Consider the following 16,543-nt stretch of genomic DNA (forward strand, 5'->3'; position numbering starts at 1 on the left):
CACGAAAACGCCGCGCGTCAGCACCCACGCGCCCAACCCTTGCCGATAGCCGAGTGTGCCCCGAGAGGCTGCCCCTTCAGCGTGATCCAGATCACGCTTTGCTACTTTGCTTGGTCGCAGGCGACGCCGGATTGGTTCACCGCGCGCGGGGCGGGAACCGGTGCAGTCGACTTTAAGTTAAGGAGATTGCCGAACAGGATCAGCGTGGCGCCAAAAACCGTCCATGCGTCGAGCCGTTCCGAATACAGCAGCCAGCCAGCGGTCGCTGTCAGTGGAACCCGCAGGAAATCCATCGGCACGACGATGGTGGCGTCTGCGTAGCGCATCGCGCTGGCGAGGCAGTAATGCGCGAATGTGCCGCAGATGGCGACCACGATCACCCAACCCCAGAGATAGGTCGGCGGCCACGCCCAGACATAGAGCGCCGGAAAGAAGCCCGCGACCGCCTGCACGACGATCATCCAGAACAGGATCGATAACGCGCTCTCGGTGCGCGCCAGCGACTTCACCAGCACCATCGACACGCCAAAACCCATGGCGGCGCCGAGTGCGATCAGCTGGCCGGGATTGATCTCGCCCGTGGCGGGCCGGACGATGATGATCACGCCGACGAGGCCAAGCATGATCGCGGCAATCTTCCACGGCGTCATGCGCTCGGAGAGGAAGCTTGCAGCCAGGATTGCGGTCCAGATCGGCATTGTGAACTCGATCGCCACCACCTGGCCGATCGGGATCAGCGTCAGCGCGAAGAACCAGCCGAGCTGTGAGACGTAGTGGATCAGGTTGCGCACGATGTGCTGGGGCAGGCGAACGGTCTTGAGCGTCGCAAAGCAGCCGGCGCGATAGATGATCGGATAGAGCAGGACGAAACCGATCAGCGAGCGCACTTCCATGAGTTGGAAGACATTCATCTGGCGCGCGGCCTCGCGTCCGGCGACCGCCATGACCAGCGTCAGTGACAGCCAGCCGGCCATCCACAGCGCAGCCATCGGTTTGGACGGGGTGATGCTCATCGGCGCGGAAGGGAGAGGGGATGTGAGAGGGCACGCCGGTATCGGTGACCGGGCGCGGGTTTGCAACGGCCAAATCTGTGGATGCAGCGATGCACGGCTGCGCGGCAGGGGTGCCATGCCCAGATGTCATTCCGGAGCGATGCGGAAACGAAGGTCGCGCCCAGGCATAAAAAAACGATCCGGCGGGGTGGCCGGATCGCTTGTCGGAAACAGATCGAAGCTAGCGCGACAGCGCGATGTTGGCGCCACGGAACTGGCTGTCGGCCCGCATCGTGACCGTCTGCTTGGTGCCGCTCGTGTGCAGCCCGATGCTGGCGTTGAAGCCGGCGGTCTGGGCGACGACCTCGAAGTTCGCGCCGCCGCCGCGGCCCGAAATCACGCCGCTGATGTTGCGGCTGGCCTCGCTCCAGCTGCCCGTGATGGCATTGCCTTCCGCGCGGACACTGGCGGAGAGGTTGAATTTGTAGGCGTCGCTGGCGCAGGTCAGCGACATTTCCATAGCGGGACCTGCGGGGGCGTATTTGGCGCGGCAACGGATGCGTTCGGTCGAACCGTCGTCGAGCATGACGGTGCCGCCGCCACTCCAGCTGCCGGCGAGGGCCGAGAACGGGCCGGACTGCGCCTTGCTTTGCGAATTTGCGACTGAGGCCGCAAACAAAACGGCGGCCGCAACGAGCAGCCGCCGGTTCATGACCCGAGCCTCGGTTGGCTTATTGGCGCGATGCTTCCCACCGCCCGCTGCACGGTATGCCTGCTGATGCTCCATTCCACTTTCCCGATCCGGCGTTGCCGCTGAGTTGACCGTTGGCATATGCACCATTGATCGAAACTTTCACAAGACCCTCGCGGCCGATGGTGCCGGAAACGTTAGCACCGGGCGCCGTGATCCGGCCGTCGGAAACCGTCAGCATGGAGCTTGCGGACGGCTCGCAGGAGCCGCTCTTGGTCACGATGGTGACCTGCCAGTTGCCGTCATAGGGATTTTGGGCGAACGCGGGCGCCGCGAGCGAACCGGTGGCAATCGCGGCGGTAAAAATCAACGCAATGCGATCAAAACGCATGAATTTCTGTCCCTGCCCTATGTCTGAGATGCTGACGCTTATTCGGGGGAAATGTGACAGAAATTTGCTGCATCGCCAAAGTGAAAATTGTTCCTGTGGAAACAATGGTTTATTTGCCCATTCTCAGCCCGTTTTGGGGGCGGAATCGGCTCGATTCGCGACGTTAAGGATGAATCTGCGGCAGGCGCCTACGACAGGCTCGGCGCAGCCGTCGCGAACTGCTCGTCCTGCGGCTTTGCCGGCAGGGTCTTGTGGACCTTGATGTAGTCGATGACTTCCGCAAGCAACTTCAGGCCGAGCGGGGCCAGCGCCCGCTCCCAAAGATCGCGCGCGGTCTCACCCTTCTTGACGAAGCACCAGTCCTGGGCCGCGATCGCGCCGGCATCCATGCGGTCGGCGAGGTGGTAGATCGTGCCACCGGCGATCCGGTCACCCTCCTTGATGGTCCACTCCACGGCGGCCTTGCCGCGGTGACGCGGCAGTAGCGACGGGTGGTAGCCGATGCCGCCAAGTCTCGAGGCGGCGAGTGCCTCCCTGGAGACGCGGGCGTGGCTGTGTGCGGTGATGATCAGGTCGGTATTCGCAGCGATCTCGGAGGCGGCCACCAGCTTTGGATTGGCCTGGACCACCACCTCGATGCCGGCCGACCGGGCGGTCGCGGCGAGGCGGTCCTCGCCATCGGCGACCACGACCCGCGCGATGTCCACGCTGTGCTCCCGGAGCATGTTTAGGGTGACCACGCCAAAATGGCGGGAGCCGATCAATGTGATGCGCATGGGGGGCTCGGTTCCGTCTCGAGAGCTGGGTCACCTCGGATAACACGCCATAAGACCCTGTCACCCCCCGCGAGCCCTTTGCGCCGGTTATCAACAATGCGCGGGACGCAAGGCCTGTCGAACCGGCCGTCCGTTCGCTGCGTCCAACGGGCGTGCAACGCGAACGGGGGATCGCCGTGTCGAAATGGCCGAGATTGATGCTGATGAGCGGAATTACGTCGGCCGCGCTCATCTATGAAATCACCAGCGCAACCGAGGCGCCGAGCCGAGCGCTGGCCGTGCTGCAATATGTGCTGCTGGCCTGCGGCCTGATCGGCCTGGTTGGTTCGTTCCTGATGCACGCTCAGGAAAAGTGACCGTCGTCGGCGCGCTTCGGTCGCGCTCGCGTCCGGTCGTCACATCCTGGCATTTCGGTCATTGCGTCGCCGGCTGCGCGCGCGCTTCCATGCGCTGAGGCCCTCGGCCTTCCCGCAGTTGCCGAATGCGAAACGCATGGAATGATCCGTGGATTCCGGGTTCCTGTGTTCGGTTTCGAGCAGAACGAGCGGCCAGCCTGCTCTTAGGATCGCCTTGCCCGGGGCTGGCAGACGTTTCATCCCGCATCCATTTTCGAACCCGGCCGGCCGCTGGTGATATTGCCAGCGGCCTTTTCATGACCGCGTCATCGCGATGTCGCGCACTGCGCCGATCGCCTGGGCGCGACCTCGCGCAAAAGAGCGCCGGATGAGCAGGGCAGTAACGGGTTCTCAACCGGCCTGGCGTATCGACGAATCTGTCGCGGATTTGTATTGCGTACCGCGACACAAGAGTTGGCCCGCCGGTATGCAAATCCGGCGCGGCCTGTTCCTTCCTGGAATCACCGGATGCCGAGTGCGATTGAGCAGATCGTCGATGCCTATGTCAGGCAGAAGAATCGCCGTGGCCTCGACGCACTGATGATGCACCGCCAGCGGCTGGCGATCGATCTAAAGAGCCGTTCCGGCTACGATTTCAGTCTGCCCATCGGTCAGGTCGACGAGGAGATCGCGATCATCGAGGCCGGACTGAGCCGGCTGAGATCGTGCAATCCGGCCGAGGCTGAACGCGCGGACCGGCCCAGTCTGCCCTTCTAGTCCGCCTTGCCGCCGTCGATCACCGTGAACAGCGGCCGCGCCTTGGTTGGCTCGACCAGGAGTTCGTCGACCATCGCGCTCGCAGCCTCGACGTATTTCCGTGTCGGCTTGTCCAGTGGCCGCAGCGCCTCATCGTCGAGCGCGACCTTCGCCGCTTCGACCAGCTTGCGCATCCGCACCGCGTGATCGTCGCCAGCCGTCAGCGTCGCCCGCGCCAGCGAGCGCAGCACGAACAGCTCGCCCTCGAGCCTGAGCAGACGGTCGTTGAGCTTGGCGAGTACGGCGTTGAGATCCGGCATGGCGGCCTATGGCGGAGGGGCAAACGGCACCCGATCTAACCGCTCAGGGGTGAACGGACTGCAAACGGCGTCGCACGAATTGGCGCAACCGTTACAAGCCGGGCGGCATCCCGGGCGGCATCCGGATCAAGAGACTGATTGCGACGACCAGCAGGCAGAAGCTGCTCGACAGGACGAACAGGAAGAAGTCGTCCATCGAGAATTCGCTGTGGCGCTTGCGTCGGTCGGGATCATTCGACATCCACTTGCCCTTTGCAAAGCTTCTGATACCGGCCCGCCGTCTCAACGGGCCGCCTGGGGATTTCGTTCCGCGAGAACAGGACGGGGCAGGGGACCTTCAGGGCCCGTCGCTGCGGTCATGGTCGCTGTCGTCTTGGCCGCTGTCTTCAAGCAGATTGAGCGCGGTGTCGACCTGCTCGATGAGGCGTTCGATTTGATCGCGCTCATGCGGGCCGGGGTCGCCCTTGAGCCGCTCTAAGAGCTCCTGCTTGCGCGCGAGTAGGTTTGCCATGGTGCTCATTGCAACCTGACAAGCCGCTCGACCGTGCAAGGTTCCCCTTCAAGTCGCAGGGAAGACTTGAGGATATGCCGGGCCCGGCGCTAGTACTTCAGTACTTGGCGACGACGGGGCCGGTGTTGAAGCGCCAGTTCACGCCGAGCATGAAGGTTTGCATGTTCTGGCGGAGCTCGACCGGGAACATCGGGAGATTCGCGCAACCGGAATTGTTGATGCAGTTCAGCGTGTAGCCGTTTCTGCCGAAGTCGAAATAATTATACTCCGCCTTCAAGGAGACGTTCTGCAGCAGCGCATACTCAATGCCGCCGCCAACCACGAATCCTGCCACGTTCCTCGAACCGATGAAATCGACCGAGGTCGCCGCGAAATCCGTCTGGGTCATGGTGTGGTTGAAATGGGCGAAGGCGGCACCGCCCTTGGCATAGAACAGCACACGATCGAATGCGTAGCCGATGCGGGCGGTGGCAGTGGCCATGCGATCGAGCTTGGTCGTCAGCAGGAAGCCAACAGGGCCGCCGGGCGGGATTGATGCCGTCGTGTCCTTCATGTCGGCCCAGTCGAACTGGCCTTCGATGCCGACCACGACGGAGCCGACCTGATAGTCGCAGCCGCCCTGCACGCCGGCCAGCCATCCGCTGTCGTGGTTGGCATTGAACGTGAAGCCGGCAACAGGCTGTTGCTCGTTCATGCCGCGACCGCCGCCGCCATTGCCGCCGAGATAGCATCCGGTCCAGGGGAACGTCGGGACTGCAGGCGCCGCCTTGTAGGGCAACGACACGTCCGCCGCCATCGCCGATGTGGCCGTCGAGATGGCAAGGGCGATGAGGCCGGAAAGTGTTTTGATTTTCATGGAAGTTTCGTCCTTCAAATTGACCTCAGCGCCGGTCCGGCGCGAGCGAGCGGAGTCACGCCGGCGCGTGGAAAAGGTCCTCTCGGTACCGGTTGCACCGTATCCAGCAGGCCGCTCAGCGGCTGTAACCGCCTGGCCACATCAGTGGTATCAACATACTGCTAGCTACGTCGCCGAACGGACTGGCGCGTCAGATCATCAGTGTGAAGCGCAGTGCGGCTTGTCGTGCGAATAGTGGCGATGGGGCAATTCGCGCCTATCAGCGCACCCCGGCCCACCTACGGCCGAACACCGGCGGTTTCGCCTTGACGGCCTCCCAGCCGAAGAAATGGTGGTTGCCGGACCAGGTATGGACCAACGCGTTGCAGACACTGCACTTGAAGCTGCCGGCGTGCCTGGCCTCATGCTCCTCCCTCGTCGCAGTGTAGATCATGCTGCAGCTTGGGCAGGAGAATTCTTCGATCGTCCAGATGGTATTGGCCATGGCAACGCGACGTGTTTGATGTGACCGGTCCAGTGTAGGTTCTGAGCGCTTGCACCCGGGTAAATCGATCGGCGTAAATCCGGTTAACGGCGGTTAGGCAAATCCGCCTTGCGGATTTGCAGTTCGGCGGTTGAACCATTTCCGGTGCGCCCGCGTCCCACGTTCGGTGGGGAGATCCATGGCGCAATATTCGGTTCTGGAGCGGGTCGGGAAGGCGGGGAAGGCAGCGATGACGCTGCTTATCATACTGGCCGTCTTCCACGCCTTTGGGCCAAGCTCCGCGGTCCTCGACACGCCGATCAGCCAGCTGACCCTGAGCATGCTGATGGTGCCGCTGATCTGGATGATCATTCTGCTCGAATGCATCAAGGGCGTCGGTGTGTTGCTGTTCGAGGCCATTGTCGGTCGCGACCGTGTTCATCTCTGGGGCACGGGCCCAGAGGACGAAGGCCATCAGCGTGACGCTACCGACTCCGATGAACAACGGCCAGTCTCCAGCCCCGGGCTCAGACAAGCGGCATTGCCGGGCTGGCTCAGCCGAGGTCACAGCCAATCGCAGTGATCGGCCGGGCCGTGCCCGACCAAAATTTGCCAAGCGGCGCCGTGCAGCCGGGTCGTCTTGACGCCCGATCCGTGGCTGGCAATAAGGCGAGGCCTGCCCCGCGCGCCAATCGCGGCGGTCGATGGCGCCGGAAGTCGCGTTGATATTGCAAGGGAAGCTGCGCCTGTGAAAACCCTCCGCCAGTTCCTGACGGGAGAGGACATCGTCCAGCTTCTGATCCGGCTCGGCCTGCTCGCGCTCCTGATCATCTGGACCTTCTTCATCATCCGGCCCTTCGTGCCGATCCTGACCTGGAGCGCCGTGCTGGCGGTCGCGTTCTATCCGGCCTTTAGCTGGCTCGCCAAGCTGCTTGGCGGCCGTCCCAGGACGGCGGCGGTCATCCTCACCTTGATGACGCTCGGCATCGTCATTGGCCCTGCGACCTGGCTGGGGCTGAGTGCGGTCGAGGGGGCGAGGGAGCTTGCGCGCCAGCTCGGCACCGGCGACCTCGCACTTCAGTCGGCGCCGGAGCAGATCAAGTCCTGGCCGATCATCGGCCCGCAGCTCTACGAGCTCTGGGAGCAGGCCTACAACAACATCCGCGCCGTGCTGCGCGAGGTGGCGCCGTATCTCCAGCCGCTGGCCGGACCGCTGCTGTCGCTCGCCGGCGATGCCAGCGTCGGGACGCTGCAGTTTCTCGTCTCGGTCTTCGTCGCCGGCTTCCTGTTTCCCCACGGGCCGCGGCTCGTCGCCGCCGGTCGTGGCTTTTTGTTTCGCATCGTGCCCGAGCAGAGCGAGCATTTCCTGGAGCTCGCGGGCGCGACCATTCGCGCCGTGTCGCAAGGGGTGATCGGCGTTGCGATCGTTCAGGCGTTGCTCGCCGGTGTCGGCTTCAAGCTCGCAAGCGTGCCGAGCGCCGGCCTGCTCGCGTTCATCGTGCTGCTGCTGTCGATCGTGCAGATCGGCGCCTTCCTCGTCCTCCTACCCGTGATCATCTGGATCTGGACCGCAAAGGACGTCACCACGGCGCTGCTGCTGACCGTGTTCCTCGTCCTCGTCGGCTTCATCGACACCATGTTGAAGCCGCTGGTGATGGGGCGCGGGCTCAACACGCCGACCATCGTGATCTTCGTCGGCGTGATCGGCGGCACGCTCGCCCACGGCATCGTCGGCCTCTTCATCGGGCCGATCGTGCTGTCGGTGGCGTGGGAGTTGACGATGGCGTGGATCAGGACGGATCGAGCCGATGCCGGTGAGGGGAAGAAGGACGGCTAATCTTGCTCTCGAAGAAGCGGCCGCCGACACATTTTCCCCGCCCAGCTGGCGGCCTTCAAGGCCCGCGCGCCCGACCAGATGCAAACGTCAAAGCTGATGGTCTACACCCGGCACTGTTGTCGGTAGTCTTCCACGCGGCATGGGAGCCGATGCGGGTGGGGCAACGGGACGGACGTGAAAAAGGACCCGCCTCCGAGTCTGTGGGAAGAACGGAGGGAAATGCAGCAAAAAAACATCGCCCTGCGGACTTGAAAACAAAGGTCCGGAGGCGGGGCCGCAAACGGCTATAGTAACGAGCGAGCGGCAATCCGAAGGCCACCGCCCGCCACATCAGACCTAGGAGGAATGATGTGCGCGCAACCTAACATGGCGGCTCGCGTTCAGTCATCGGGAAAAAATGGTATCGCGGAGAAGGTGAGCCAGGGGTGCGTTGCAGCAACGTGCTTCTGCTGGCGATCAGCCAATCTCATCTTCAACGAGCATTCGTTTTCCGCTTCGCGCTAAACGGATGCCTCGTCGATACGGCCTATATCAGTCAGATGCGCCCGGTTTCTTGGGTGCGCTGCTTTGCTGGAAGTGCTCAACGCCAGCGCCACCGATTTCAACCCAGGCATGCTTCGACTGCTCGAACACCGACCTGACCGGAGCCGGATTAGTTGCGTCCGCGATCGCGCCGACGGCAACGCCAATGAACGCAGGAAGATTGCTGGACTTCCAATAAACCGTCGAGCCGCAGAGCGTGCAAAAATAGCTATGCACCTTCCCGCCGCTAGCAGCAGCACGAGTGAACTCCTTCGGCTCTCCTGAGACGGCGATGGTCTCGGCGGGATAGAACGCACCGACCCCGAACGGCGCGCCGGTTCGCCGCTGGCAATCGATGCAATGGCAGGCAACGACGAGTCTGGATGGTCCTGGAAGCGACAGCGTCACGGCGCCGCAACTGCATCGGGCAGTGGTCATCGGGGTCTCCTCTACCTTGTTGACCTGTGTGTGAGGCGGAGCGTCAAGTCTGGCCGCGCGAGAACGCCGAGACGATCTGAAGCGAACGCTGGCCGTGAGGGCTCGACGGCTCATCCGACGCACCGATAGATCGTCAGCGGCCTAGAGCCGCCGGTTCGCGCTGGCGGGCCCACGGTTCGACGATACCCTGAGTGGAGGCATCCTTTTTCAATGTCTGCGGGGCGCCCGAGGCTGTTGCACATCCTGCTGCGGGACGGCCTGCTGCTGCTGGAATAGAAGGCGCCGGTTTACTTTACATATCACGTTCGACCGGCCGGACGCGGACGCCAGGCATTGCTCTCTCGTCTCATAAGAGCAGTCGCCGGAATAGCCGAGCTCCCCACCATAGACGCACCAGGGATAATCATATGAAACCGGGGAAGCGGAGCCTGCGACTGCAGCGGTCCTGGCTGCGAGCAAGGCGAATATGACTAGCATCGTGCGCATGATCATATTTCCTGTCGTGGTACATGAGGTTAGGGCGCGAAGAGTCCTGCCAGCATGAACCGGTTGGCCAGTCAAAGCGATGCAAGAATCTGCCAGATGATCAACAGCACCACGATCACCAGCACGGCGTAGATGGTCCTGCGGCCGATCATTCTATTCATCTGACGAGCCTGTACGTCTTTGCCGGCTTGCGTCTCGGGTGGAGATTTGGGGGTAGCTGGCCACGGTTCAAGGCACGCGTGATGCCGATACGCGCGAACATTGTCGGGCCCACCGCGCTCAGCCACTCGGACTAGCGCTTCCATAGCCGCTTGCCATTCGGGCGTCGTGCTGCCCTCGGCCGCGCGGTGATATGCTCCGCCCGTCCCCGCCGAAGATGATCCTGATCGGGCGGTGACCGGGCGGTGTGCAGTCCGGCAGACAGCGCGCATCCCATCGTCAAAGCGCCGACGTCAGGCACCTCGCAGATTACCGATTCCTAGCCGTCCGGAACGGCAGCGAGCTCCTGCGTCCCGTGGGTTTGGAAAGCCGCTCCCGACTGAGGACTGATAGCTTCCTGGAGCGGCTGAGGGGTTATCTCATCACGTGCAAGGCGAGTGCGCGCACTGTGTCCGTTCATCGCTTTCACCGCCTCATTCTCATTGGCACAAAAAGCGATGCATCGTCGATCGGCAAACACGAGCCACTGACGAGAACCAACTTCCCTGATGACGTACTCGGTCATTGTCGAGTCTCCAGCAGCGAGTTGATTTCATTTTATGCCAACAGCGTTGCTCATTCATTAATCCGGCTTCGGTCCCACTGCCACTGCGGCCGCCCCCCATTATCGACGTTGCATGCACGCTTGCACGGACCCCTTGAGGCCGGGCCCCCCTTGGCCATACGGAGGCCGTCGCTCGGGCCTCGTCTTTGGACCTTGCGAGCTTTGCATCGAACCACGGATTGTTTGCTTCGGCGGCTTGGTTCGCCAAAGCTTAGGCCGTCGATCACCAGAGCCCAGAGCGACGAGCACCAATTGAGGCCAGCGTCCAGCCAGCCAGCGACAAGGACGTGCCTCGGCATGGCCGGCGGCCGCAACTTCGCTGTGAATGGGCGCCGACGGCTTTTGCTGAACCATGAACGCTTCATAAGCCGCCTTCCACTTCGCGATCAGCTCGGCGCGCTGCGCCGGCGTCAGGTCGCGGTGGATCAGGACTTCGTTGAGTGGGCATACCCACTCACCTTCAAAAAGTTGAGACTAGGCTGGACGTTCGCCGCCAGATGGGCGGAGCACAACAGAAGGACAACGAAATTTCCGAGAACTCGGAACACTAGGCGGCGTCGCTAGGTTCTACACGTCGGGGGTAGGAATTGCGGAGCTATACTCCATGGGTATCCAGATCGTGATGGACCACACAGGCGACAGCAGATACTTTTTCGACCAAACTGACCGGGAGGGGTTGGCCAAGGCTGAGCGACGCTTTGGCAAGCTGATCGGCCAGGGATTTACAGCTGCCACCCGAACAGCGACCGGCGATCTCAACATCGTACGGACATTTGATCCGACTGCTGATGAGACGCTGTTCTATCCGCGTCTCGTTGGCGGCTAGCCCATTCGCTGCATGGCAAATGTTTTTGTTCAGACGCAGTAGTCTTGGCAGTAACGCGCGTTTGCGCGCCCTTCGTGCGCTCTATTCGAACTTTGTCGCGCAAAATCCTCCGGAGGCGCGTGCGCGTCGTCTTTTGCGAGAATGGTTAGTTCCTGAGCAGCGTGCGCAATTCGATGCCCAAGGTCATTTCGATGTTACCGGCTCTCACACGGGCCGACGATATCGAATTCGCCAAGGCACGATGAGGAATGTTCTGGAGATCGATGAACAAGGACAGGCGAAGATGGGATGGTGTTTCGTTCCCGCGCGTGCTCTAGCAGCCGGTGACGTGATGCTCGCGCAGAAGATCGCGCTCGAAACCGACGAAATGGCCGTCCTGTCGCTTGCCAACAAGTTTCCGCCGAAACTGTTGTGACCGCCCCAGAGATCAAGCCGGTGAATCTGCTGATTTGTGGAGCTGTTTTGGGCTGGTCCGCGCGGGGGCGATGCCCGATCAAGAGAGCGGCTCCACGCTTGTCTGGCCTCCACCCCACTTACCGGTACGAACGACTAAGTGAAGACGATCCTCGCGCCTGAGGACGAACGTAGGTGGCTTCTGGAAGTGGAGCGGGAGCGGACGGCAAGACGCTCTTGGGCTCGTCCTGCAACTTCGATCATTGATCGAACGCGTGGGAGCGATCGGCGTCCGGAAAGAGACGATCCGGAAGGAGAAGATCCTGCATACCGCCGAGAGTGTGATCCGCGACCACGAGTCATGGCGTGAAGTCGTGTTGGATCTACCGTCGCGGAGGGATTTGGAGCCACCATGAACCCGGCCAGATGCCGCATGTCGACTGGGGGTTCACGCTTGTAGCGCCGCTCGACAGGCAATTTGGATGCGTCGCCCGAACGGCGGCGTCGCGTATCCGGGATGCGTGCTGGCAGCCAGTAATTGTATCAGCGCGAGCCGGCGCTGTCCGTACACGCGCCTTTCCGTCTCCATCGTTATCCTCCACATCTTAGAAACATAGATGCAGGGGTAACGGAGCGCGCCTGATGCTCGTTCCTTTCGATCGCCACTGCGCGAACGCGAGGAACTGACGGTAGGTATGGCGATTGAATCGTTGGATCGACGTTGGGAGTTTTTCATGAAGTCCATACTTGCCGTTGCCTGTGCCGCCGTTGCTCTGATCTCCTCTGGCGCCGCCGAGGCAAGGGGGTGCATCAAGGGAGCTATCGTCGGCGGCGTTGCCGGCCACGTGGCGGGCCATGGCAAGCTCGGCGCAGCGGCCGGCTGCGTGATCGGCCATCACGAGGCGAACAAGTCGGATCCGAACAAGGCGAATGCTCAAGCGCCGTCCGGTCGAAAGTGAGCATTCGCTCCGTCCGGCTGCTGGCTCGCATGGACGCGCGGATGCCTTGAAATCGCACTATGCCCGGTGTCGCACGGTCGATCGAGATGCCATGAAGATTAGGACGCATTCCGAGAGTCACATGTCGAACTCGAGGATGGCTCGCGCTGGCAGATATTCCCTGGCGATCTCGACGTCACGCTCGACTGGAAGCCGGAAACCAAGCTTGACGTCGTCGCGACGAAGGGCGACGTCGGTTCTCATGCACTCATCGGCGCCGGCGGCGTGGCCCAGGTCATACGCGCAGGCGAATCTTGGTCCGTACGGGAGGTGAGATCGACCCTCAAGAACGGCTGACGACGGCCCCGACGGCCGAACGCGATAGCCGACGTCTCGGAAGCCGAACGACCTGGACGCCACTCATCGAAAACTTCGGTCGCGCGAGGCGCCGTTTGCGCCAGGCCGATGCCTCGTTTTCCAGCTTCGTTGCCAGTCCTGCCTCATCGCGCCACTCTACGACATCCGACGTGCGCATGATTCCTCCATTCTTGAGAGCATAAAGGATGAAGAGGGATGGGATCGACCCTCGTCCGCCAAATGCAATCGCGCAACACGTGCTCGGTTCCGCGGGCTCGCAGGGAAAAGTGGAAAGTCTGGCACGAGAGTACGAAAGCCGCTACCGAGGGCTGATCGCCGCCACTCCGAAAGGAGAGCGCATGCTTCGATCTACAACGAGAGGGGCGACCGTGATTGCGTTCGGCCGGCGGGCCAACGTTTTCGTTGGCTCGTATTCTGGCAGTCCGGGGCTCGGCGTCTCCGGCCGTAATAAATGGGTAGCTCGGAAGAGCTGTAAGGGGGAACTAAAAAAACCGTACAGTGATGCTGCTGCCGGCTTCGCTGCCAAGTACGATCACACAATGCCCCAACTAGAATGCTCTGCTCAAATCAGACTTTGTCACCCCGTGGACGAGTCAGTATCCGCTTCGCGTGTTCGGCTTGCTCCATCGTTAGGTTGGCCGCCAAACTGGTTCCAATTTGCGCTGGACCCTTTCGCTCACGATCATAATCCAGCCAACCCTTGCCTCCTTTGCGGATGATTGTCCGCATTTTGCATATGTGAATCTTTGGGGCATTCCAGTGCAATTCGGGTCTGCGAAGTGAATTGGAAGATGTGTTCGCAACCGAACATTCAGACGTGCAAAGGTGCGCTAATCTCCACCTCTGCGAGATACCTGATTCACGAAGGGGCGTTCGAAGGTGTTGGGTGATCTGGTGATGCGCTGGCGTATGCGCAATTTTTTATTGGTTTGTCCGTCTTGCAAGAATGCTGCTTCCGCGATCCGCGGGCGCTACATGCTCGGCGAGCAGCGATTGACGTGCGATCGCTGTGGAGCGAGTGACTCTGTGACTTTCTGGCGTTTCGAAGGGATAGCTCACCGCGCGTGCGCGATGAGCAGGATGAGCAGTCGGAATAACTCTTGCGTTCAAGGCTAGTTAAAACAGTGCAATTGTTGGATTAGAGAATGACAAATTTTGTGATCGTTCGGGCCCATGGAAGGCAATTGGACCAGTTGCGCGGAGAGGCATCGCGCATTTCAAGGGCGAACAAAATAGACTGGTGGATTGAGCGCGACGTCAGAGGGACCCGGTTTTACTTTGAGGACGCTGAGACGAAGAGGGCGTTCGTCTCAATTTGCGAAAACGTCGGTGTTTCGCATTTTGATGGTGTCTCGCCAGTGTGAACGGACACGGCCGCTCGGCGCCTAGCTTGTTCCTTTCCATAGCCGGATGGCTACGGTTCTCACCTCGATCCCAGGCTTTTACCGGCTGCCGCGGTAGAGGTGATCGCTGTATGCGTGACTGAAAACTGAACGGAAAGTCTGCCCGCAGATCCTGCGCGCGGTCTCAGTCCGCCAACGTGAGCGATTCGATGAACTGTGAAACCCCGGACGGAGGCTCTTTTGAGCGGGATGAATGCTCTTGATGAGTACGGTCCCGGTCACAACCTGAGCTGCCGGACTTCTCCTGGTCGGAGCGCATCTGGTTTTACGCGCAGGCTGTGCCGCAAGAGCCTGATGACATGTCCATTGCCGATGACTCGTACAACCGCGTCGATCGCCTTTTCAGGTTCGACCGCTGCAACCCAGTATGACCTTTCCCCATCGGCCGAGATGACCGCGACGATGGGTAAGCGGACCACCATCGATTAATTCCATACTGAAAGCCGCAACTATGAGTGTCATAATTTGCTTAATCAATAAATGGTTGCAAATATGGTTAGTGTCGACCGCCACCAGCCAAATGCTGGGCCGTTTAGATGCTTCATCGGTGGAGGGATGGCGAGACGGGGAACCGATCAGCATCATTTGAATAGGTGAATGCGCCTGTGCCGAACCCGACAGTATCGGAGATTACCGGGGCACGTCCGGTGGACGGTAATGCTCACGGCCTCGATGATGATCCCCAGTGGTCGGGGCCGTTTTTTTGCCGAATGGGACTCTCGACTAGGTCGGCGGCTTCAGACCCGGTGAATTCAACCACCCATCAATGTGCGCGGTGGCGTCAGCTTGCCGAGCCTTCTCAAGGAGGGCGTCGCGCTCGGCCCCCGGCGGCAATTGGTCTGCTTTCTCTCGCGCCAGGCGTGCTGCTTTCGCCAGTCGTTCGCCGAGCAGCTTTTCGTGCTTGAAGCGGTGTCGCTTCATGACGATCACCCATTCCACGAACCTGCTCCAGCTATAAAACTCATGATTGCGTGCAAGGCTCCTAATTCCAGCATAGCGGGAACCAAAACGCCGACGGAAGGCTACGGCTTCATTGCTCCTGACGATGGCGACCCAGACGTCTTTGTGCATGTCAGTGCGGTTGAAAGCTGGCTACACCGACTTGGTCGACGGCGCGGATCAGCTACGACGTGCGGGCGGGGCGGTCGGGCAAGATGTCGCGGCGGTTTCCGGGTTGATGAAGGGGCGGCGGTCGCTGGTGAGCCAAAGGGTCGTCAAGACTTGCTGACGCGTCTTAATTTGCTCCGTGTACTGTCGCAAATTTGTCGCCACTTCGTACCCAGTTCTTCCAGATTTTACTGCCGCAATGGGCTGTAAGTTCCAATTGCGGTTACCTCGGACGGGGGCGGGACTCATGGAAGTATTTCGCGCTGAGAAGATTTGCGTTGTCGAGGACAACTCAAACAGAACCTGCCGTATCTGTGGCAAGAAAATGAAGCTTGTACGAACAGTGGTAGACTCTGAGACCGGAAGCCTCACTCACATGTTTGAATGTGGGTGCGGAAAGCGCTTCTGGGAAAACTAGGCGCAGCTCCGCAACGGAACGAAGGGCGGCGTAGCGGCTGGCGATGCAAGCCCGTCGGTTGAGACGGTGAACAAGCAAGACAGAGGCAGCCAAATGAGGCGGGTTGTCGCCACGTGGCGCTCAGCGTCAATGAAGTGTTGCCGGTTAAGTCGCAGGTCCACGCCGGTTGCCAGACCACTCCCCCAAGGCCGCCAACCGGCTGGGGTCAGCTTTGCTTATCAAAAAGAGGCCGCCCGAAGGCGGCCTAAGTATCGAAAGCGCTGATCTAATGCCCGCAGCCAATCCTTAAGCTGCGACCAGCCCCGGGTGGAACAATAGATCGGAAATTCAAACATCTGCCCGGCGAAAGAAGGCTACCGAGCTCTGCCAACGCCGCCATTAACAAGTGCAAAACCATTCGGGAAAAGTCGGCAAATTTGAATCTGTTCCTCTGTGCAAGATCGGACATAACAAAATAGCGGACTACTTTAAGCTCACTTGGCTTGGTTCACCCAAATACGCCAAGCAACCTCCAACGGCCCCGGCATTCAGGGTTGTGCTGGGGCCGTCTCTATTCGTGCGCGCCAGTCATCGGTATCCCATAGCGGGGACCACCGTCTTATTCCAGTTGAAGTCCGGCCGGACATCGGCACCGCGGCGCCCGCAGGCAGTACAGGTAAAGCGCCGCTCGATGTCCGATAGCCTCACGTCGTCGGCCCAGCAATCGGCCACGAGCGTCACCAGATGGCTGCAATGATAGTCGGCGCAATAGACCAGGACGCCGCGCACGCCCATCTCGCGCATCTCGCCGAAGGTGATCTTGACCGGCTTTCAATTACCCACATTTCCAGCCGCTCCGATTTCGGCGCCGAGTTCGATATCGGTGAGTCTGGAGAGTCCGCGCCAGATGACAACATTTCCGGGTGGCGGATCGGCGGCCCTGGCCAGGTAGCCACCCAATCGT

General features: G+C 61.0%; 23 protein-coding genes. 9 read left to right on the top strand and 14 right to left on the bottom strand.

Annotated elements, in window-relative coordinates; translation table 11 throughout:
- Positions 1-101 precede the first annotated feature (101 nt).
- From Q2941_RS29135 to Q2941_RS29150, 4 genes are all read right to left on the bottom strand, one after another.
- Positions 102-1,013 carry a DMT family transporter gene (locus Q2941_RS29135; protein ID WP_458194521.1) on the bottom strand — a complete coding sequence of 304 codons (912 nt, stop codon included), beginning with the start codon at positions 1,011-1,013 and terminating at the stop codon, positions 102-104.
- A gap of 220 nt (positions 1,014-1,233) precedes the next feature.
- Positions 1,234-1,779 carry a hypothetical protein gene (locus tag Q2941_RS29140; RefSeq protein ID WP_027526939.1) on the bottom strand — a complete coding sequence of 182 codons (546 nt, stop codon included), beginning with the start codon at positions 1,777-1,779 and terminating at the stop codon, positions 1,234-1,236.
- Positions 1,724-2,074 (bottom strand): hypothetical protein, encoded by a 351-nt coding sequence (locus Q2941_RS29145; protein ID WP_027526940.1) that lies wholly within the window; start codon positions 2,072-2,074, stop codon positions 1,724-1,726. The genes Q2941_RS29140 and Q2941_RS29145 overlap by 56 nt, the downstream gene beginning before the upstream one ends.
- 188 nt (positions 2,075-2,262) lie before the next feature.
- Complete coding sequence (locus tag Q2941_RS29150; RefSeq protein WP_027526941.1) at positions 2,263-2,850, bottom strand: formyltransferase family protein; 588 nt, start codon at positions 2,848-2,850, stop codon at positions 2,263-2,265.
- A 194-nt stretch (positions 2,851-3,044) separates the two neighbouring features.
- On the opposite strand from Q2941_RS29150, the gene Q2941_RS29155 reads away from it, so the two are divergent.
- The gene (locus Q2941_RS29155) at positions 3,045-3,206 is read left to right on the top strand and encodes a hypothetical protein (RefSeq protein ID WP_156944730.1); all 162 of its coding nucleotides are present in this window, start codon (positions 3,045-3,047) and stop codon (positions 3,204-3,206) included.
- A gap of 507 nt (positions 3,207-3,713) precedes the next feature.
- Positions 3,714-3,962, top strand: coding sequence for a hypothetical protein (locus tag Q2941_RS29160; protein WP_027526943.1), 249 nt, complete (start codon positions 3,714-3,716; stop codon positions 3,960-3,962).
- Here Q2941_RS29160 and Q2941_RS29165 read toward each other — a convergent pair.
- The 5 genes from Q2941_RS29165 to Q2941_RS29185 form a co-directional block, all read right to left on the bottom strand.
- Positions 3,959-4,261: a hypothetical protein gene (locus tag Q2941_RS29165; RefSeq protein WP_027526944.1), complete on the bottom strand. Its 303-nt coding sequence runs from the start codon at positions 4,259-4,261 to the stop codon at positions 3,959-3,961. The genes Q2941_RS29160 and Q2941_RS29165 overlap by 4 nt on opposite strands.
- Positions 4,262-4,352: 91 nt before the next feature.
- A complete protein-coding gene (locus tag Q2941_RS29170) occupies positions 4,353-4,502 on the bottom strand; it encodes a hypothetical protein (RefSeq protein ID WP_458194522.1) in 150 nt (49 codons plus the stop codon).
- Positions 4,503-4,598: 96 nt separating this feature from the next.
- The gene (locus Q2941_RS29175) at positions 4,599-4,772 is read right to left on the bottom strand and encodes a hypothetical protein (protein ID WP_371260550.1); all 174 of its coding nucleotides are present in this window, start codon (positions 4,770-4,772) and stop codon (positions 4,599-4,601) included.
- A 97-nt stretch (positions 4,773-4,869) separates the two neighbouring features.
- Positions 4,870-5,628, bottom strand: a complete 759-nt coding sequence (locus Q2941_RS29180) for an outer membrane protein (protein ID WP_458194523.1) — start codon at positions 5,626-5,628, stop codon at positions 4,870-4,872.
- Positions 5,629-5,887: 259 nt separating this feature from the next.
- Positions 5,888-6,112 carry a hypothetical protein gene (locus Q2941_RS29185; RefSeq protein WP_027526946.1) on the bottom strand — a complete coding sequence of 75 codons (225 nt, stop codon included), beginning with the start codon at positions 6,110-6,112 and terminating at the stop codon, positions 5,888-5,890.
- 178 nt (positions 6,113-6,290) lie between these two features.
- On the opposite strand from Q2941_RS29185, the gene Q2941_RS29190 reads away from it, so the two are divergent.
- Together Q2941_RS29190 and Q2941_RS29195 are read left to right on the top strand one after the other, a co-directional pair.
- The gene (locus Q2941_RS29190) at positions 6,291-6,674 is read left to right on the top strand and encodes a hypothetical protein (protein WP_027526947.1); all 384 of its coding nucleotides are present in this window, start codon (positions 6,291-6,293) and stop codon (positions 6,672-6,674) included.
- 165 nt (positions 6,675-6,839) lie between these two features.
- Positions 6,840-7,928: an AI-2E family transporter gene (locus Q2941_RS29195; RefSeq protein ID WP_035664441.1), complete on the top strand. Its 1,089-nt coding sequence runs from the start codon at positions 6,840-6,842 to the stop codon at positions 7,926-7,928.
- 531 nt (positions 7,929-8,459) lie between these two features.
- Here Q2941_RS29195 and Q2941_RS29200 read toward each other — a convergent pair.
- The 3 genes from Q2941_RS29200 to Q2941_RS29210 all read right to left on the bottom strand — a co-directional run bounded on the left by Q2941_RS29200 (position 8,460) and on the right by Q2941_RS29210 (position 10,098).
- The gene (locus Q2941_RS29200; RefSeq protein WP_027526949.1) at positions 8,460-8,888 is read right to left on the bottom strand and encodes a GFA family protein; all 429 of its coding nucleotides are present in this window, start codon (positions 8,886-8,888) and stop codon (positions 8,460-8,462) included.
- 207 nt (positions 8,889-9,095) lie between these two features.
- On the bottom strand, positions 9,096-9,380 hold the full coding sequence (locus Q2941_RS29205) for a DUF3551 domain-containing protein (protein ID WP_371260551.1): 285 nt from the start codon (positions 9,378-9,380) through the stop codon (positions 9,096-9,098).
- 472 nt (positions 9,381-9,852) lie between these two features.
- Positions 9,853-10,098, bottom strand: a complete 246-nt coding sequence (locus tag Q2941_RS29210; RefSeq protein WP_027526950.1) for a hypothetical protein — start codon at positions 10,096-10,098, stop codon at positions 9,853-9,855.
- Between the two features lie 643 nt (positions 10,099-10,741).
- On the opposite strand from Q2941_RS29210, the gene Q2941_RS29215 reads away from it, so the two are divergent.
- The 3 genes from Q2941_RS29215 to Q2941_RS29225 all read left to right on the top strand — a co-directional run bounded on the left by Q2941_RS29215 (position 10,742) and on the right by Q2941_RS29225 (position 12,315).
- A complete protein-coding gene (locus tag Q2941_RS29215) occupies positions 10,742-10,963 on the top strand; it encodes a hypothetical protein (RefSeq protein ID WP_027526951.1) in 222 nt (73 codons plus the stop codon).
- A 19-nt stretch (positions 10,964-10,982) separates the two neighbouring features.
- Positions 10,983-11,378 (top strand): hypothetical protein, encoded by a 396-nt coding sequence (locus tag Q2941_RS29220; protein ID WP_027526952.1) that lies wholly within the window; start codon positions 10,983-10,985, stop codon positions 11,376-11,378.
- A gap of 712 nt (positions 11,379-12,090) precedes the next feature.
- A complete protein-coding gene (locus Q2941_RS29225; protein ID WP_458194524.1) occupies positions 12,091-12,315 on the top strand; it encodes a hypothetical protein in 225 nt (74 codons plus the stop codon).
- A gap of 117 nt (positions 12,316-12,432) precedes the next feature.
- Here Q2941_RS29225 and Q2941_RS29230 read toward each other — a convergent pair whose 3' ends face one another.
- Positions 12,433-12,558: a hypothetical protein gene (locus Q2941_RS29230; protein ID WP_458194525.1), complete on the bottom strand. Its 126-nt coding sequence runs from the start codon at positions 12,556-12,558 to the stop codon at positions 12,433-12,435.
- Positions 12,559-14,798: 2,240 nt separating this feature from the next.
- Positions 14,799-15,014, bottom strand: coding sequence for a hypothetical protein (locus tag Q2941_RS29235; RefSeq protein ID WP_371260605.1), 216 nt, complete (start codon positions 15,012-15,014; stop codon positions 14,799-14,801).
- 24 nt (positions 15,015-15,038) lie between these two features.
- On the opposite strand from Q2941_RS29235, the gene Q2941_RS29240 reads away from it, so the two are divergent.
- On the top strand, positions 15,039-15,392 hold the full coding sequence (locus Q2941_RS29240; RefSeq protein ID WP_458194527.1) for a cold-shock protein: 354 nt from the start codon (positions 15,039-15,041) through the stop codon (positions 15,390-15,392).
- A 931-nt stretch (positions 15,393-16,323) separates the two neighbouring features.
- A partial coding sequence (locus tag Q2941_RS29245) for a hypothetical protein (RefSeq protein WP_458194526.1) occupies positions 16,324-16,543 on the top strand: 220 nt, incomplete at its 3' end.

The organism is Bradyrhizobium sp. UFLA05-153, assembly GCF_054185185.1.

Excerpts from the sequence above, each read along its gene's own strand:
- Q2941_RS29135 (WP_458194521.1), bottom strand. The coding sequence starts at position 1,013 with ATGAGCATCACCCCGTCCAAACCGATGGCTGCGCTGTGGATGGCCGGC.
- Q2941_RS29140 (WP_027526939.1), bottom strand. The coding sequence starts at position 1,779 with ATGGAGCATCAGCAGGCATACCGTGCAGCGGGCGGTGGGAAGCATCGC.
- Q2941_RS29145 (WP_027526940.1), bottom strand. The coding sequence starts at position 2,074 with ATGCGTTTTGATCGCATTGCGTTGATTTTTACCGCCGCGATTGCCACC.
- Q2941_RS29150 (WP_027526941.1), bottom strand. The coding sequence starts at position 2,850 with ATGCGCATCACATTGATCGGCTCCCGCCATTTTGGCGTGGTCACCCTA.
- Q2941_RS29160 (WP_027526943.1), top strand. The coding sequence starts at position 3,714 with ATGCCGAGTGCGATTGAGCAGATCGTCGATGCCTATGTCAGGCAGAAG.
- Q2941_RS29165 (WP_027526944.1), bottom strand. The coding sequence starts at position 4,261 with ATGCCGGATCTCAACGCCGTACTCGCCAAGCTCAACGACCGTCTGCTC.
- Q2941_RS29170 (WP_458194522.1), bottom strand. The coding sequence starts at position 4,502 with ATGTCGAATGATCCCGACCGACGCAAGCGCCACAGCGAATTCTCGATG.
- Q2941_RS29175 (WP_371260550.1), bottom strand. The coding sequence starts at position 4,772 with ATGGCAAACCTACTCGCGCGCAAGCAGGAGCTCTTAGAGCGGCTCAAG.
- Q2941_RS29180 (WP_458194523.1), bottom strand. The coding sequence starts at position 5,628 with ATGAAAATCAAAACACTTTCCGGCCTCATCGCCCTTGCCATCTCGACG.
- Q2941_RS29185 (WP_027526946.1), bottom strand. The coding sequence starts at position 6,112 with ATGGCCAATACCATCTGGACGATCGAAGAATTCTCCTGCCCAAGCTGC.
- Q2941_RS29190 (WP_027526947.1), top strand. The coding sequence starts at position 6,291 with ATGGCGCAATATTCGGTTCTGGAGCGGGTCGGGAAGGCGGGGAAGGCA.
- Q2941_RS29200 (WP_027526949.1), bottom strand. The coding sequence starts at position 8,888 with ATGACCACTGCCCGATGCAGTTGCGGCGCCGTGACGCTGTCGCTTCCA.
- Q2941_RS29205 (WP_371260551.1), bottom strand. The coding sequence starts at position 9,380 with ATGATCATGCGCACGATGCTAGTCATATTCGCCTTGCTCGCAGCCAGG.
- Q2941_RS29210 (WP_027526950.1), bottom strand. The coding sequence starts at position 10,098 with ATGACCGAGTACGTCATCAGGGAAGTTGGTTCTCGTCAGTGGCTCGTG.
- Q2941_RS29215 (WP_027526951.1), top strand. The coding sequence starts at position 10,742 with ATGGGTATCCAGATCGTGATGGACCACACAGGCGACAGCAGATACTTT.
- Q2941_RS29220 (WP_027526952.1), top strand. The coding sequence starts at position 10,983 with ATGTTTTTGTTCAGACGCAGTAGTCTTGGCAGTAACGCGCGTTTGCGC.
- Q2941_RS29225 (WP_458194524.1), top strand. The coding sequence starts at position 12,091 with ATGAAGTCCATACTTGCCGTTGCCTGTGCCGCCGTTGCTCTGATCTCC.
- Q2941_RS29230 (WP_458194525.1), bottom strand. The coding sequence starts at position 12,558 with ATGAGAACCGACGTCGCCCTTCGTCGCGACGACGTCAAGCTTGGTTTC.
- Q2941_RS29240 (WP_458194527.1), top strand. The coding sequence starts at position 15,039 with ATGATTGCGTGCAAGGCTCCTAATTCCAGCATAGCGGGAACCAAAACG.